Consider the following 15,836-nt stretch of genomic DNA (forward strand, 5'->3'; position numbering starts at 1 on the left):
GACAGCGATAGCGGTGTTGAGGGGCTGTTGTTTCAGCCACCGTCTGATCTCGAGTTTGGAGTTCTTCAATCTGATGATCTCGTCGCGATCATCGTGATGAATAACCAGCTCAGCTTTTGCAACGTCCACACCCACGATCAATCTGTCTACCTGCATTGCCATGGGCGGTACCTCACGTTATGGTTTCGGGGCTTGAGGGGGTTTCACCAAGAGGCGCTGGCTTGCTTCTATCGTCGCTTGCAAACGATGCATTCTTTATCGGCGCTTTGGTGGAAGGGGTGGGGCGATGTCTCCCACGGTCTGTACTGCTGCGAACAGTCAGAATCGGGCATTTAGTCCCACCACCCCTTCAAGTCTAACCATACAAGCGGGCTTGTCCCGCGATCACCGGCGTAGCCGGTGCCATGCTCCGCGGTGTTCTTTTCGCGGGTAAACGCGATCCCACAGGGATTGGGCAGGCCTCAGATTTTTGAGCAAGACAGTTGCTCAACAGGTAACTGGAGCAGTATTCAGAAGTTGCGGGGCTGTTGGAGGCGGTTCGGCGCCGCGACTTGCCCCGCGATGGCGGCGGCGCCTATTCGCAGACCGCCACCTCCGATGGCCCACCCAGATTGCGCTCGGCCAGCCACACCTCCTGCATCAGCCATTCGCGAAACTGCTCCACATGCGCGGGCAGTTGCTGGTCCGGGCGGGTCACGAACCAGTACGACTGGTGCCCATCGACCTGTACATCCAGCACCTGCACCAGTTGCCCGGCAGCCAGCTCCCTGGCGACCATCTGCCGGTCGGCGATGGTGATGCCGAGCCCGTCGATGGCAGCGCGGATGGCCATGTCCAGCAGGTCGAATTCATAGCCGCCACGCAGGTCCACGCCCTGGATCCTGGCGGCGTCCAGCCAGTGGCGCCAGGTCAGGAAACGTTGGTCCTCGCGGGCCAGGACATGCAGCAAGGTCATGTGATGCAGGTCGACCCGGCGTTCCTCCTGCTGTGCCAGCAGCGAGGGCGAGCACACCGCGATGTGCCGTTCGTGCATCAGCAGCGAACTGTCCAGGCCATCCCATTCGCCATTGCCGAAACGAATCGCGCAGTCGAGCGTGGCGATTTCCGCGAGGTTGTCCTGCAGTTGGGTGGTCAGCGTCACCTCCAGGCCCGGACACGCCTCGCGCAGGCGCCCAAGACGCGGCAGCAGCCAGCGGCTGGCGAAGGTTGGCGGGGCGTTGAGGCGGATGCGCGTGGGGTGCTGGCGCTGCTGGATGCCGCGTACGGTCAGCTCGATGCGGTCGAACGATTGCTGCAGGGCATTGAGCAGCGTGCGCCCGGCGTCGGTGAGCTGCAGGTGATGGTGACGGCGCTGCAACAGCGATTCGCCAAGCTGCTCTTCAAGCTGCCGCACCTGGCGGCTGACCGCGCTCTGGGTGACATTGAGCAGTTCGGCGGCGCGGGTGAAGCTGCCGGTGCTGCCGGCCACCTCGAAGGCTTTGAGGGCGTTGAGTGCCGGGATCTTGCGTTTCACTCGCCGGGTCTCCTGGTGGGAGTGGGGCCGCACAGCGGCCCGGGGTTTCAGAAGTAATAGCCGATGTTCATGTACAGCTGGTTCTCCCAATGGTCGGTGCCGCCCTGGGCGAGGCTTTCGGTGTAGCTGCTGCCGCCGATGTACGGGTCGTTGCGTCCGTTGAGCCACTCCACCGCGATGTAGAAGCTGCGCACCGAGAACGAGGTGCCGAGGATGAAGCGTTCGGAGCTGTCGAAGCCGCTGGCGGACTTGTCGAAGCGGCTGTAGTTGCCATACAGCGTGACCCCGCTGACCCAGTCGCCGAGAAAGGTGCCGGGCACGCTGTAGCTGAGGTCGCCGACGTACAGGTTACCGCGACTGGCACCGTTGTAGGTGCCGTCGTAGCCACCGAAGGTCACTCGCTCGCTGTTGTCCGGGTTGCGTGGCGACATCTGCTGGCGCGCGGCAAGCATCTGCACGCCCCAGGGGCCGTTCTTGCCCAGGTAGTGCACGCCGATCACATTGCGCCGGCCGTCGTCGTGGGTGTCGCGGTTTTCCAGGCGCGAGGTCAGGCCCGAGATGCCGGCCTCCGATTGCCAGTCGCCGAGCTTGAACGAGCGCGCCAGGCGCGCCACGGCGATCTGGCGCTCCTGGTTGCGGCTGCCGTTGGCGACATAGTCGTCGGCCGAGGTCACCACGCTGGAGTAGGTGGTGCCGTTGCTGGTGCCGCGGCCAGGCCAGGCGGGGCGTCCGTAGAGACCCAGTTGCAGGTTCCAGTCGCCTTGCTGGTGGATGTACTTGGCGCCCACCGCCTCGACGTCCTCCAGGCCAATCACGTTGCCGAGGGTCTCGTAGAAGGTGCTGCCGAAGTACGGCTGCAGGCCGAAGGGGATCTTGTTCAGGCCGACTTGGACCTGGCGGTTCTCGTCGAACTTGTAGCCGACCCAGGCGTACTCGGCGAACTGGATGTCGCCGACCTTGTCGGTGTACTGGTAGGGGTAGGCCTTGCCATAGAAGCGGTAGCGCACGGCGCCGATCCAGCTGTCCGAATCGTAGTTGGCGCGCAGCATGATGGTGTCCAGGCCGGCCTTGTCGATCTTGCGGTCGGGGTCGTGGTCGAAGCGTGCGCGGATCGCACCGCCGACGTCGAGGTTCTCGGTGATCGGCACGGCGTGGGCAGCGGCGCTGAGGGTCAGCAGGGCGGGAAGCAGGGTGTGACGCAACGGAAGTGCGGGCATGGGTGGAGGCACCTTTGGTGGTTTCTTGTCGTTATTGGGGCCGCTGTGCAGCCCAATCGCGGGACAAATCGCAGCGGCGAACCGCCCCTCCCACATGTACCGCGCCGTACCTGAGCGCACCGCTGTATCTGTGGGGGCGGCGGTTCGCCGCTGCGACTTGTCCCGCGATTGGGGCGACCCTATCCAACGCCCGTGCCCCGGCACAAACGAGCATTACGCAGCGGTAACCCGAGAAAAACGCATGTTTGCAGGCAGTCGCACGCCTGTAGAATCGCCCTACAAAAACAACGATCAGCAGAGCCCCACCATGCGCACCCTGCCGCCTTTGAACATGCTCAAGGTCTTCGAGGAAGTTGCCCGCCACCGCAGCTTCAATCGCGCCGCCGATGCGCTGAACGTCACCCAGGGCGCCATCAGCCGACAGATCAAGCAGCTGGAGGATTACCTGGGCGTGGTGCTGTTCGTTCGGGGGCCGCGCGGCTTGACCCTGACCGACGCCGGCAACGCCCTGGCCCCGCACCTGGGCGAGGCCTTCGATCGCATCGAGCGGGCGCTGGAGGCGGTGCGCGTGCCCAATCTGCGCCAGCGTCTGCGCATCCTCGCGCCACCGACCTGGGCCACCCGCTGGCTGTCGCCACGCCTGCGCGGTTTCATGCAGCGCTACCCGGACATCAGCCTCAGCGTCACCAGCCAGCGTGACGACGAACACCCCGGCGAGCTCGATTGCCGCATCCTGTTCAGCCGCGAAGGCGAGGGCACGGGCAACCGCCGCCTGCTGGTGATGGAACGGCACATCGCCGTGGCCAGCCCCGAGCTGTTCCAGGACGGCCGCGAGCCGTGCCTGCGCGATCACCCGCTGCTGCACATCCTCCATGAAGGCCGCCGCCTGCGGGTGTGGGAGAACTGGCTGGCGGCCACCGGGCGCAGCGATGTCGATGCCGACAGCGGTATCGAGTTCAGCACCCTGGACCAGGTGATCCATACCGCGCTGGCCGGCGGCGGCCTGGCGGTGATCGACCGGCAGATGATCGAGCGCGAACTGGCCAGCGGCAGCCTTGTGCCGATCACCCCGGTGGAGGTGATCGGGCCTTATGGCTATTGGCTGGAGGTGCCGGGCGACAAGCGCGGGTTGTCCAAGGTGGAGCGCTTTGCCGATTGGCTGGCAGTGGTGAGCAATCCTTGAGATTGCGGCGTCCGATCAGGCCGCCGCCACCTTGCCCGCCGGCGCGGGATTCTCCTCGCCGCGACAGGCCTCGGCCAACGACAGGCTCTTGGTCTCCGGTGCCCAGGCCATCGACACCAGCGCCCCGAACAGCAGGATCCCGGCGAGGATCGCCATGGTCGGGTTAAGGCCGATCCCAGCCACGCTCACCGGCAGCAGGAAGGTACTGATCGCCGACCCCAGCCGGCTTGCTGCAGTGGCCAAGCCGATGCCGCTGGCGCGCACTTCGGTGGGGAAGCTCTCGGCCGGGTACACCCCGACCAGGTTGCTCACCGCCGACAGCACCAGGGTGAACAGCCCGAACAGCGCCACCATCGCCCAGGCCATGCTGCTCGGCATCAGCACCAGCAGGAACAGCGCCGCCGCCAGGATCAGGAAGCTGTTGATCAAAAAGCCTCGGCGGCTGAACTTGATGGTGCACCAGATCCCCAGCAGCGCGCCGACGATCAGCAGGGCATTGAGCATCATCTCGGTGCCGAAGCCTTCGGCCAGCCCCATCTTCTGCAGGATCGCCGGCAGGAAGGTGTAGATGGCGAAGTAAGGCATGACGATGCAGATGAAGAACAGGCAGTTGAACGCTGTGCGCTTGCGGTACTCACGGCTGAACAGCGCGGCGAAACCGCTGTGGCTGGGGCGGGCGATTTCGTCGTCGAGCACCACGTTGGCACCCAGGTGCTTGCGCACGATGGCCCGGGCTTCCTCGGCGCGGCCCTGGTGCATCAGCCAGCGTGGCGATTCCGGCGTGCCGATGCGGGCGATGAGAATCATGGCTGCCGGAATGGCCGAGGACGCCAGCATCCAGCGCCAGGCGTCGTCGCCCAGCGGCAGCAGGGCGGTGCCGACGAAGGTCGCGGCGACATAGCCGAAGGTCCAGATGACGCTGAACGAGCCCAGCAGCACGCCACGGTGCTTGCGTGGCGAGAACTCGGCGAGCATGGCGTGGCCGACGCTGAAGTCGCCGCCAAGTCCGATGCCGATCAATACCCTGCAGAGGAACAGTTGCGTCGCCGTCTCGACGAAGAACTGCATCACCGAGGCGAGGGTGATCAGCACGAAACTGATCAGGAAGATTTTCTGGCGCCCCAATCGGTCGGAGATCCAGCCGAAGAACAGGCTGCCCAGAAACAGCCCGAGCAGCGCCGAGGCGCCGATCAGCCCCTGCCAGAACGGGCTCAACTGCATCTGCGGATTGATCAGGGTAAAGGCGATGCCGATCAGGCCGAGGATATAGCCGTCGGTGAAATGCGCGCCGAAGGTCAGGCCGGCGATCTTGATATGAAAACGTCCGATCGGCAGGTCGTCGATCTTGATTGTCTGTCCCGTCATGTTGACACCTCGTTGTTATTGTTTGGGTCAGGGGCGTTGCTCTGAGTCGCGCGCGATACGTGTAGACGCGGCACAAGGCCGCGTCTACAGGGCTGGATCAGCTGTTCAGCCCACCCATCAGCACGTACTTGATCTCCAGGTAATCCTCCAGGCCGTACCTGGAGCCTTCGCGGCCCATGCCCGACTCCTTGATGCCACCAAACGGCGCCACCTCGGTGGAGATGATCCCTTCGTTGACGCCGACGATCCCGGCCTCCAGGCCCTCGGCCATGCGCCAGACACGGCCGATGTCGCGGCTGTAGAAGTACGCCGACAGCCCATAGGGCGTGTCGTTGGCCAGGCGCAGGACCTGGGCTTCATTCTGGAAACGGAAGCAGGCAGCCACCGGGCCGAAGGTCTCCTCGTTGGCGATCAGCATGTCCGGTGTGGCTTCGGCCAGCACCGTCGGCTCGTAGAAGGTGCCGCCCAGCGCGTGGCGACGCCCGCCACAGAGCAGACGTGCGCCTTGCTCCAGTGCATCACCCACGTGCTGCTCGACCTTGGCCAGCGCTGCGGTGTTGATCAGCGGCCCTTGCTCGGTCTCGCCCTGCAGCGCCTCACCGACGCGCAAGGCCTGCACGGCTTCGGCGAGCTTGCGGGTGAAGGCTTCGTACACACCGTCCTGGATATAGAAGCGGTTGACGCATACGCAGGTCTGCCCGGTATTGCGGAACTTCGAGGCCATCGCTCCGCGCACGGCGGCGTCGAGGTCGGCATCGTCGAAGACGATGAACGGGGCATTGCCGCCCAGTTCCAGCGACACCTTTTTCAAAGTGTCGGCGGCCTGGCGCATCAGCAGCTTGCCAGTGCGGGTGGAGCCGGTGAACGACAGCTTGCGCACCACCGTGGAGGCCTGCAGGGCGCCACCGATGGCCGGGGCGTCGCCGGAAACGATGTTGAACACACCTGCCGGTACGCCGGCCTGTTCGGCCAGCAGCGCCAGGGCGAAGGCCGACAGTGGCGTCTCTTCGGAGGGCTTGAGGATCAGCGTGCAGCCGGCCGCCAGGGCCGGGCCGACCTTGCGGGTGACCATTGCCAGCGGGAAGTTCCATGGCGTGATCGCCGCCACCACACCGATTGGCTCCTTGGTCACCAGCACCCGCGCGTCGGCCTTGGGGGTAGGAATGACGTCACCGTACACGCGTCGACCTTCCTCGGCGAACCATTCGAGAAAGCTTGCTGCATAGGCCACTTCGCCCTTGGCTTCGGCCAGCGGCTTGCCTTGCTCGCGGCTTAGCAGGGTGGCGAGGGCGTCGCGCTGCTCGAGCATCAGCTCAGACCAACGGCGCAGGATCTGCGCACGCTCCTTGGCCAGCTTGCCTCGCCAGGCGGGCAGGGCGCGTTCGGCAGCAGCGATGGCCGCCTGGGTTTCCTCGGCGCCGCCGCGCGGCACCTGGGCGAGGGTTTCACCGGTGGCCGGGTTGAGCACTGGATAGGTGGCAGCGCCACTGAGCCATTGCCCGTCGATGTAGTGACCCGCCTTGAGCAACGTACTCATGCCACCGCCTCCTGGATCGCGAAGTCGCCACGTGGCGGACGACCGACGCGCAGGATGCGCTTGCCGGCGGTGTAGTCGTTGATCAGGTCGCAGGGCGTGTAGTTGCGCTCCAGTTCGTACAGGTCTTCTTCGTCCAGGCGCATGTCCAGGGCCGCGAGGGCGCTGTCGAATTGCGCGGTGGAGTCGGCGCCGACCAGCATGCTGTCCACGCCCGGGTGTTGCAGGACCCAGGCCTGGGCCACCTGGGCGTTGGACACGCCGTGACGCTGGGCCACGCGCTGTACCGAATGGGCGATGGCGAACGAGGCTTCGTCGCTGTACATCTGCTGGGTGAAGAAGTCGGTCTGGTTGCGGGTCGACTGGGCGTCCCCAGTCAGCAGGCCGCGGGCCAGCGGGCTGAACACCGAGACGCCCAGGCCCTGGTCGCGGCAGAACGGGATCATTTCGCGTTCTTCTTCGCGGTAGGCGCAGTTGAGCTGCAACTGCATGTTGATCGGCTTGGCCCAACCATGGCGCTCGCAGGCCAGGAGGATTTTCGCCAGTTGCCCGGTGAGCATGGTCGAGACCCCGATGTAACGGGCCTTGCCGGCGCGGACGATATCGTTGAGCGCTTCCATGGTTTCTTCGACGGGGGTGTTCACGTCGAAGAAATGCAGCATGTAGACGTCGAAGTAATCCATGCCGGCGCGCTGCAGCGAGGCGTCGATGCCGTCGAGGATGTGCTTGCGCGAATGGCCACTGGCGTTGATGCCGCTGCGTGTGCCGTAACCGACCTTCGTCGTCACTACCACGTCGTCACGCCGTACCAGGCGCTTGAGGATACGCCCGACCACTTCCTCGCCGACGCCGGCGGAATAGAAGTCGGCCAGGTCGATGAAATTGACCCCTTTGTCCAGCGCGTGGCGCACGATCGGCTCGCTGGCCGCTTCGTCGAAGATCCACGGCTTCCACTGCGGGGTGCCCATGTTCATGGTGCCGAGGCACAGTTTGGAAACCTGCAGGCCGGAGTGGCCCAGACGAATGTATTGCATGGTCGGACCTCAGGCTTTCGGGGTGTAGAAGGGGTTGGCGATCTGATTGACCACATCGGCCAGCTGCGCACGCGCCGGCAGGCCTTGGAGGGCGGCGCGGATCGCGGTGCGGCAGGCGTTGTAGTTGTTCAGGTAGACGGCATCGAGGTCGTCGCAGGCCGGATTGACCCAGTTGGCGGTGACGATGGCCCATTCATCTTCGGCTTCGGCCGGCAGGGTGCCATCGAGCAAGGCTTCGGTGACCGCCTTGGCGATACCGGCCTGGGACGCCCCCCACGTGGCGTTGGCGTGCAGGTCGCCGGCGATCACCGCCTTGTTGACGTACAGGGTCATGGGTTTGACTGGGATGTTCGGCTGGGCGATGACCATGAACGGGCAGTGGCCCTGGCTGGGAGACGCCAGGCTGTTGGCGAAGGCCTGGCCGGCCGGGCCGTTGCGTGGCCCCATCATGATGTTGATGTGCGCGGCGTTGACGCCGGGACCTTCGAAACCTTCGCCGATGTACAGGGCAAGTTGCTTCATGACAAAACCTCGATCACTCACAGGATGAACGAAGCCTCGGCGGCGCCTGCCGCGCGAGGCGCGAAATCAGGTGCTCGGCACGCAACAAGGGCGAAGGGATATCTGCAATGCAGGCATGGTGCGACGCTCTTTGTTGTTTTTGGGCGAGCAGTGCTGGCGGTCGCCAGTCGTGAGGATTTTTATCAGGCCGGCGTGGGGAGGCAGTAGGGAGAAGAAATCAAGAGGGTATGAGGGCAGGTCATAGCTGTGCAGCGGGCCTTGTAGACCCATTGCCTTGGAGACCAGTGCAGGCCCTGGTAGCGGTGATCCGGTGCCGCGACTTGCCCGCGAAAAGCACACCGGGGTGCATGGCACCGGCTCTGCCGGTGATCGCGGGACAAGTCGGAGCGCCGAACCGCCGATCCCACAGGGATTGGGCTGGTCTTTAGATTTTGAACAAGACAGTTGCTACCACATGAAGCTCCCACATGAGCTTCACATGGATTGCGCTGGTTTGCGGTTTTCGAGCCGCAGGCGGCGAAAGCGCTAGCTGCCGCTGCCGCCCGATCCGGAACCCCCAGATCCGCCGGAACCCCCTCCGCCGATGCCGCCGCCGGTACCGCCACTGGTCGAGCCGCTGCGAGTGCCGTCGCCGCCAGTGCCATTGGTATCGTTGCGATCGGTTCCACCGCTGCCGGAGCCCATGCCGTCACCCGGCGTGCCGGAGCCACTGCCGGTGCCAGTGCCACTGCCGTTGTCCTGCATGGTGCCGCTGCCGTGGGGCTGTTGACCCGGTGCGCGCTGGTCGTTCATGTCGGTGGCTGCCAGGGCCAATGGGGCGGCCGTGGCCAGACACAGTGCGAAGAGACTTGCGTGTATGCGTTTGCCGATCATGGTCGATCTCCTGTCCAAAGGTTTACCCTTGTTAAGGCTTTGGCGCAGTGTCGATGTGCGGATGGATCGACCGGAGGTCGCAGTCACTGGGGTGCTTGAATATAGCGCTCGAAGAAATCCAGCGTGGCCAGGTTCTTGTGCTTGGCCTCGAACATGATGTCGAAGCGCTCGATGAACTGCAGGGCATAGCGATTGGTCCAGTCGTTCCACATACGTTCGCTGTGCTGGTATAGGTCGCGCTTGCTGACCTGCTTGAGCAGCAGGTTGATCGTCAGTTTTTCCCCGGCGCAAAAGCCCAGTTCCTGCAGGCGCTCGGGTGGTTGCGAGTAGTGCATGGTCGGCCGCACGCCGCGCCAGCTGTCGATGATCCGCGCAACCCGCGGGTCGTGCGGGTCGATGTAGTCATTTTCATGGATCCAGCAGTGATGGATGTCGAGCACCACAGGCGCAAGGTCGGCCAGGGCCAGGCAATCGTCCACGCCATAGGTCTTTTCGTCGTTCTCGAACGTGATGACATTACGCGCCTCCTGCGACAGTCGCGGCCAGACGGCGCGCACGCCCGCTGCACCCAGGCGACCGGCGATATGGATATTGCACTTGAAGTCCTGGAAGCGCCGGCCGTAGCCCATCATGCGGATCATGTCGGCGTGGTACTCGAACTCGGCCAGGCTGTTCTCGACCACTTCGGGGCGGTCCGAGCCGAGCACGCAGTACTGGCCAGGATGGAACGACAGGCGGATGTCGTGCGCTCGGGCGAAATCGCCGATGCGCGCGAAGCGTTGCTCCAGCATCGCCTGGACGGGTGGGTCGCGGTAGAAGGCGGCCACCTCGGGGTGGCTGTACAGCGGCAGCAGGTCGCTGGACAGGCGCACCATGTGCAACATCGGCGGCAGCTCGGCCACATAGCCGAGCAGGCGCAGTTGGGCATCGAGGTTATGCTCCACCAGCTCCAGCAACTTGGCGCGTGCCGCTTCCTGGGTCGCGCCAGACAGCCACCGCAGCGTGGTGGTGCGCGGATTGAAGGCGCGTTCGATGGCCTCCAGCGTCTTGATCGATTGGTCGCGGTGAGGATGGCGGTACTGGCAAGCGAAACCGAGGCGCGGCATGGGACATTTCCTGAAGGGGTACGGTCAGCTTGGACAGCGGCATGGCGGCAAGCGATCCGCGCGATCAGGCCTGGCTCGCTTCCACGCGGTTGCGGCCGCTGCGCTTGGCGACGTAGAGGGCGCGGTCGGCCTGGTTCAGGGCCAGCGCCGGATCTTGTTCGTCGCTTGCACAATGCGCGACCCCCAGCGAGATGGTCACCGTACCCACTGGGGCGATCGGTGTTTCGGCGACGATCCGGCGCAGGCGCTCGGCGACATTGATTGCCACGTCCAGGCTGGCACCGGGCAGCAGCATGAGGAACTCCTCGCCGCCGATGCGGCACAGCACATCGCCTTCGCGGCAACAGGTGCGCATCAGCTCGGCCAGCGAGCGCAGTACCTGGTCGCCGATGTCGTGGCCATGCTGGTCGTTGATTCGCTTGAAGTGATCGATATCCAGGACGATGACGCAGAAGCTGCGGTGATCGGCCTGCAGCAGCGACAAGCTCAGGTCCAGGTGACGACGGTTGCCAAGGCCGGTGAGCGGGTCGGTCTGTACATCCCGGTTCAGGCGCCCGATGCGCTCCTGCAACAGGTTCAACCCGAACAGCAGGGCGCGCTTGAGCTCGGCGGCCTCGAAATACCAGGCACGCACGGCATGGATGCGTTCGTGAGTGTCGGCCTTGTCCAGGCTGCGGGCGCCGGCAGCCAGTTGCCAGAGTGGCCGGGTGATGGTCAGCGCGAGCCACCACAGGGCAAGGCCGCCGAGCAGGGCAAGCGGTACGGAAATGCCGACCACGTTGAGGATCAGCCGCTGCGACGGTTGCACGGTCTGTGCCAGCGGCTGCTGGGCGACGATGCCCCAGCCGCTGATCGGCACCGTGGCGAAGCCTGCGATCATTTCCTTGCCCAGGCTGTTGGTGAACTGTTGGGTGCCGCTGCGCTTTTGGTGCAATTGATTGATCAGCGGGTTGTCATTCACCACCGTGCCCACCCGTTCGGCGTCGGGATGATAGAGCAGGCGGCGGTTGTGATCGACCACGTAGAGGTAGGAGCCATCCTGATAGAAATGTTCGCCCAGCAGGCTGTTGAAGATGTTGTGCTGGCGCAGATAGAGGCTGCCGCCGACATAACCCAGGTAGCGCCCGTCCTTGGCGAAGATCGGCTGCGAGGCGACCACCACCAGGTTGTTGGCCTTGGAAATGAACGGCGTCGAGATCAGCGCCCGGCGCTCACGCAGCGCTTCCAGTGACCCCGGCGTTTCCAGGTGTTGTCCGAGCATGGTGCGCAGGGGCGCGGGCGAGATCGCTCGCAGGACACCTTCGCTGTCGACGAAGAAGGTGGAGTTGAAGGCATTGCTCTGGGCCAGCAGGCGTTCACTTTCGCGTTGCAGGCGGGCCGCGTCGTCAAGCGTCCCTCCGCTGGTGTCGGCACTGAACGCGAGCTGCTTGAGCGCGCCCTCCAGGAACAGTTCGGTGATCGAGGCCAGCTTGGCTGCATATACCAAGTTCGATTCCAGGGAGTGATCGATCAGCAATTGTCGCTGCACCCGATAGCTGGCGAAGTAGCTGGTCAGCAACATCACCACGGCGGTGAGTGTCGACAACAGGAGGATGAGCGTGCGCAGGTCCAGGCGCAGGCCTTTCTTGGCGTGTGGCAATCCGGAACTCACTAGTGGAACGGTGCGAATAACATTACGCGCAATGGGTGTCGGGCGCCATCGGGCAACGCCCTGTTGCTCAGGGTTGGCCAACCCTTATGAGTTCCAGTGTTTTTTGTGTCAATGCGGCCTGGAAGGCATCAATCGCCGTCAACGCCTCTTGGCCGAGCTCGTCTGTGGTGTTGTTGATCGTGCGCAGGCTGTCTTTGAGCACAGGATTGCTGTAGGTGACGATCTCCTTGGCCGCAACCTGCCTGAGCAAGCGATTGCAAAGTGCTCGGCCTTGGGCCGTGATGCCGACGTAGAGGCTGATGATCAGCTCGTTGGTCTGAATACGGAAGAACTTGACGTGATCGCCAAATACATGGAATCGAGGATGGTACATGCCAGTAAAGCTGTCTGGATGTGGGTAGTGGCGCAAGATCGGATCCATGGAGTCGAGCCAGACATCATCACTTTTGAGCAGGTTGCAGTCGACGCAGGCGACGGCGAGATTCCAGAAGTGGAAGCTGTATTGGACGAACGCTGATCTGGGCAGGATGTGCTCGATAGGCTTGGCATTGGCAATATTGAACAGTGGGCGCTGACAGTAGCAGCAGAGGTGTCCCTGTTCTCCCTCCAGGAATTTCCTCAGGTATTGCCTGGCAAGCACGCCTGTCACTCCGGCTGTTTTGTGCCGGTCGTGATGGTAGAACAGCGTCCAGTGATCGACGCCGGAAGGGGCGTTGCCCTGTTGTCGGCTGTCGAACTCCTGCAATACCTGCTCCTCGTAGTCCTTGATCAAGGCCAGGGTGCCTCTGCGGTGCTTTACCACGCTGTGGCAGGCACTGCTGTAGCGCTCCTCGACGGCGCGCATGCGCTCGAGATGTTCCTGCCGTGTCATGGCCTGGCTGCCTTGCCGATAAGGTCGATGGCTGCCATGGCTTTCTCGATCAGGTCGAGGTCACTTTCCTTGCTGCGCTTGCTTTGCGGGTCTTCGTGACGTCCTTGAAAGTGACGCTCGCTGGTGGTGATGAGGTTCTGCAGCTCCTGCAGCTGCTTGATCGCGGTGTTTTCCGGCTGCTCGGTTGCGGACGCAGGCTGGTTGGCCTGGGCAATCGTGTCGGCGACCAGACGTGCACAGCGCTCATGAACCTCCCGGTTATGCGGGGTATAGGTCTTGAAGCCATCCAGCAATACGGTTTCGACAGAGCGTCGCTTGTCGGGGGGAATACTGTGCAGCTCGCCTGCCTGGGCGAGGAAACAGTGATCGGTTGGCCAGGTAGCGTTGGCGATGAGCACTGGGGAGTGGGTCGCGACAAGAAAGTGGATTTGCATCTTGCTGCACAGGTCGCTGAACAATGCCGGCAGCAGTTGCTGCCATGCTGTGTGCAGGCTGATTTCCGGCTCGTCGATGATGATCACGTCACCAGCCTGAGCTGCCTCGATGATGTTGATCAATAAGGTCGTGAGGGTCTGCTCGCCTGAGCTGAGGTGGGAGAAGGGGATGACAGGGCGGCTGCCTGTGTGATCATCACGCTCTTTGCGAACCATGGCGATTTCATAATCGTCAGCATTGATGCCTTGAGCAATTGCAGCATGCAGCGCGATGACCGAACCACTGTCGGTGCTTGCGGTCTTGCCTCGGCGGGCCAGATAGTAACGCGATGCGAGACCGAGCTCATCCAGGCCGGCCGAGAGCCAAGCCATTCGCTGCTCCGTCGAGTGAATGTTTATGACACGCTGGGTGATCAGCCTGGCACGCACGACGTTGGAAATGACGGATCTGGAGCTGCGCGGGCCTCGGTAGATGAAGGTCTCATCGGGCTGATCCTTGACGAAATCGAAGCGGTCGGAAATTGCGTTGGTGACGCCGATGGCGCGGCGTCCTTCACGGCCCAACGTATCGACGACACTACGTAGAAGAAAGCTTTTGCCTTCGCCGTTGTTGCCGATGACGTAACAGCAGGAGGGTGACTCCCGTGCTGAAAGCAGCGCAAACACGGGTTGAGCATCGATCATCAGCGAGGGTTGCTTCTGTGCGGTTCCTGCCTGTCGAGCCTGGCTCTTGGAAGCCTTCAACGGCTCATCCTTGATTAACTCGCGACATAGCCCTGCAATGTCTCTGTAACCCTCTTTGAACTGGCTGTTGATGATCCTGCGCACTTGGGTCGGCAAGGTTTCGTCACCGGGCACCGCGCGCTTTTCCCAGAGGTTGAAGATGATGGCTGCTAGGGTGGTTCGCTCCACGGGGTCGAGCGTCGAGAGCTGCTCGTTGTCCATGTCGACGCTGATGTGCAGGGTGGGACGTTCCCGTTGTTCGACCTCCAGGGCGCGGGTGTCGGCGATGATTAGCAAGTAGGGGGCGAGTTTTCCATCCGGGCTGTAGCTGGTGAAGTCGATGAGCGCGTCGATGTGTGTCTGGCGCTGCAGAAAATCGAGAATCGTGGTAGGTGACGTGTTCTTGTTATGTGCTTTGTGCGGCGCGACGACGAAGAGTCGCCCATTTTTTTGGTTGAGGAGCAGGTATTTCAGTCCGCCAGGCGACACCGTACTGGAAGTTGCGTTCCCACTTTTGTTCTCGTTCTGGGTAGCGAAATCGACGAGATAAGCGGCGCCATCGTAAGTATTATTTTTTAGTAAAGAGTTCTCAACATAGGTGGGGGTTGAGGTTGTACTTACGAACTTCAGGTCTATCAAGCTTTTATGCTCGGAGGGCGGCTGCTTGATCATATGACAGTTGTAGGGGTTTCGTATCGCGGCCAAACTGACTTCCGCAGTCGTCGGCGTCATGTCTACCAACATCGGGGGACTGAGTCTGGGAATCACCAGATTGAGGAACGTGGCCACGACTTTGGGATGCCGGTAATCGATATTGATCAGTCTGGCAATGGAGATATCGATTGCGTAGTTCAGCAGGTGTTGAATTTCTTGCTTGGACGCGTGGGCGCCCAGATGTTCCATGATGCTGCGCTCAAGGCTTTCAAGCAATTCATTTGAATACTTAGACAAGAAAGTGCTATCGAGCGTTGCCTTGTCATTGAGAGACGACAGCCGCTGGGCGAGGGGCAATTTTCCCCACATGTTTGGCGGGTGCAGTATGTGTTTTTGATGCTCGCATAGCATCAGAATTATCAGCCAGGGGAAATCTTCAGGCTTGATGCCCTTATGAGTTTTGGCAAATGACATCAAGGTCGTGAAGTGTTGCTCGGATATCAGGTCGCGTTCGTCGTAATGCATTGAAGATAGCTTCTGTGGTATTCCAATTCGATCCGTGAGATACCCGATCAGCTCAAGGCTGCCGCGGGCCAAGCTCCGACAGCTCGTCTTCCACCTGCTGCATGCGCTCTTCAGCCAATGCCTGTACGTGTTTGTCCTGCGCTGTGGCGCGCATCAAACCGGTAAGTTTCTCGCTCAGGCGCTTACCTTCCTCGCTCTCGCCCAGTTGCCGGGCTTTCTGCGGGTCCTGAGTGGCCGCAACGATGGTGTCGAACTCAGCATCGCTGAAGTTCTTCTCGCTGTAGAGCTTGAACAGGTCCTTGCGTTGGTCGTCGACGGTCAGGTGCTTGCGCAGCACGTCCTTGATCTTGTCCTGCGGCACCTGCGGGTGGGTCATCGCCAGCAGTTGGGCCATGCGCTCGATGTTGTGGTCGTAGGCTTCCTGCAACGGCAGGTTGGCCAGGATCCGCTCTTCGCGGGTGGGTTTCTGGTCGCAGGCGGCGAGGCTTGTAAGTAGCAGCAGGGCAAGCAACAGGCGGGGCGGGCGAGGCATGGCGGAGGGCCTTCACGGAGAGAAGCGGCAAGTCTACTGCAACGCAGCACGTGCCGGCAGGATCAGATTTAGCTGTGGGATCATTCTTGCTGGAAGGTA

Annotated in this window: 13 protein-coding genes and 1 pseudogene; 1 reads left to right on the top strand and 13 read right to left on the bottom strand. The window is 62.6% G+C overall.

From position 1 onward, the window contains the following. From VA602_RS05430 to VA602_RS05440, 3 genes and pseudogenes are all read right to left on the bottom strand, one after another. Positions 1-162: pseudogene (locus VA602_RS05430) on the bottom strand (IS110 family transposase); the annotation flags it as partial. A 412-nt stretch (positions 163-574) separates the two neighbouring features. Continuing rightward, positions 575-1,513: a LysR substrate-binding domain-containing protein gene (locus tag VA602_RS05435; protein ID WP_063545145.1), complete on the bottom strand. Its 939-nt coding sequence runs from the start codon at positions 1,511-1,513 to the stop codon at positions 575-577. Between the two features lie 47 nt (positions 1,514-1,560). Then, positions 1,561-2,730 (bottom strand): porin, encoded by a 1,170-nt coding sequence (locus VA602_RS05440; protein WP_323452696.1) that lies wholly within the window; start codon positions 2,728-2,730, stop codon positions 1,561-1,563. Positions 2,731-3,037: 307 nt separating this feature from the next. Here VA602_RS05440 and VA602_RS05445 point away from each other — a divergent pair, with 307 nt between their 5' ends. Next, positions 3,038-3,913, top strand: a complete 876-nt coding sequence (locus tag VA602_RS05445; RefSeq protein WP_125929716.1) for a LysR substrate-binding domain-containing protein — start codon at positions 3,038-3,040, stop codon at positions 3,911-3,913. 15 nt (positions 3,914-3,928) lie between these two features. Here the strand turns inward: VA602_RS05445 and VA602_RS05450 are convergent, their stop codons facing one another. The 10 genes from VA602_RS05450 to VA602_RS05495 all read right to left on the bottom strand — a co-directional run bounded on the left by VA602_RS05450 (position 3,929) and on the right by VA602_RS05495 (position 15,737). Continuing rightward, on the bottom strand, positions 3,929-5,278 hold the full coding sequence (locus VA602_RS05450) for an MFS transporter (protein WP_323452697.1): 1,350 nt from the start codon (positions 5,276-5,278) through the stop codon (positions 3,929-3,931). Positions 5,279-5,375: 97 nt separating this feature from the next. Beyond that, on the bottom strand, positions 5,376-6,815 hold the full coding sequence (locus VA602_RS05455; protein ID WP_323452698.1) for an NAD-dependent succinate-semialdehyde dehydrogenase: 1,440 nt from the start codon (positions 6,813-6,815) through the stop codon (positions 5,376-5,378). Then, positions 6,812-7,846, bottom strand: coding sequence for an aldo/keto reductase (locus VA602_RS05460; protein ID WP_323452699.1), 1,035 nt, complete (start codon positions 7,844-7,846; stop codon positions 6,812-6,814). The genes VA602_RS05455 and VA602_RS05460 overlap by 4 nt, the downstream gene beginning before the upstream one ends. Before the next feature lie 9 nt (positions 7,847-7,855). Continuing rightward, positions 7,856-8,368 (bottom strand): formaldehyde-activating enzyme, encoded by a 513-nt coding sequence (fae, locus tag VA602_RS05465; RefSeq protein ID WP_054895590.1) that lies wholly within the window; start codon positions 8,366-8,368, stop codon positions 7,856-7,858. A gap of 525 nt (positions 8,369-8,893) precedes the next feature. Then, positions 8,894-9,241, bottom strand: coding sequence for a hypothetical protein (locus VA602_RS05470; RefSeq protein WP_054895589.1), 348 nt, complete (start codon positions 9,239-9,241; stop codon positions 8,894-8,896). Between the two features lie 83 nt (positions 9,242-9,324). Next, positions 9,325-10,347 carry a UV DNA damage repair endonuclease UvsE gene (gene uvsE / locus VA602_RS05475; RefSeq protein WP_323452700.1) on the bottom strand — a complete coding sequence of 341 codons (1,023 nt, stop codon included), beginning with the start codon at positions 10,345-10,347 and terminating at the stop codon, positions 9,325-9,327. A 64-nt stretch (positions 10,348-10,411) separates the two neighbouring features. Continuing rightward, positions 10,412-11,986, bottom strand: coding sequence for a sensor domain-containing diguanylate cyclase (locus VA602_RS05480; protein WP_323452701.1), 1,575 nt, complete (start codon positions 11,984-11,986; stop codon positions 10,412-10,414). Between the two features lie 79 nt (positions 11,987-12,065). Continuing rightward, positions 12,066-12,869, bottom strand: coding sequence for an HNH endonuclease (locus VA602_RS05485; protein ID WP_323452702.1), 804 nt, complete (start codon positions 12,867-12,869; stop codon positions 12,066-12,068). After that, complete coding sequence (locus VA602_RS05490) at positions 12,866-15,205, bottom strand: AAA family ATPase (RefSeq protein WP_323452703.1); 2,340 nt, start codon at positions 15,203-15,205, stop codon at positions 12,866-12,868. The genes VA602_RS05485 and VA602_RS05490 overlap by 4 nt, the downstream gene beginning before the upstream one ends. A 52-nt stretch (positions 15,206-15,257) precedes the next feature. Then, entirely contained in the window at positions 15,258-15,737 is a 480-nt protein-coding gene (locus VA602_RS05495) for a DUF2059 domain-containing protein (RefSeq protein ID WP_323452704.1), read from the bottom strand. Between the last annotated feature and the right edge of the window lie 99 nt (positions 15,738-15,836).

Source organism: Pseudomonas machongensis (assembly GCF_034961125.1).
In the GTDB taxonomy this organism is placed as follows: Bacteria; Pseudomonadota; Gammaproteobacteria; order Pseudomonadales; family Pseudomonadaceae; genus Aquipseudomonas; species Aquipseudomonas machongensis.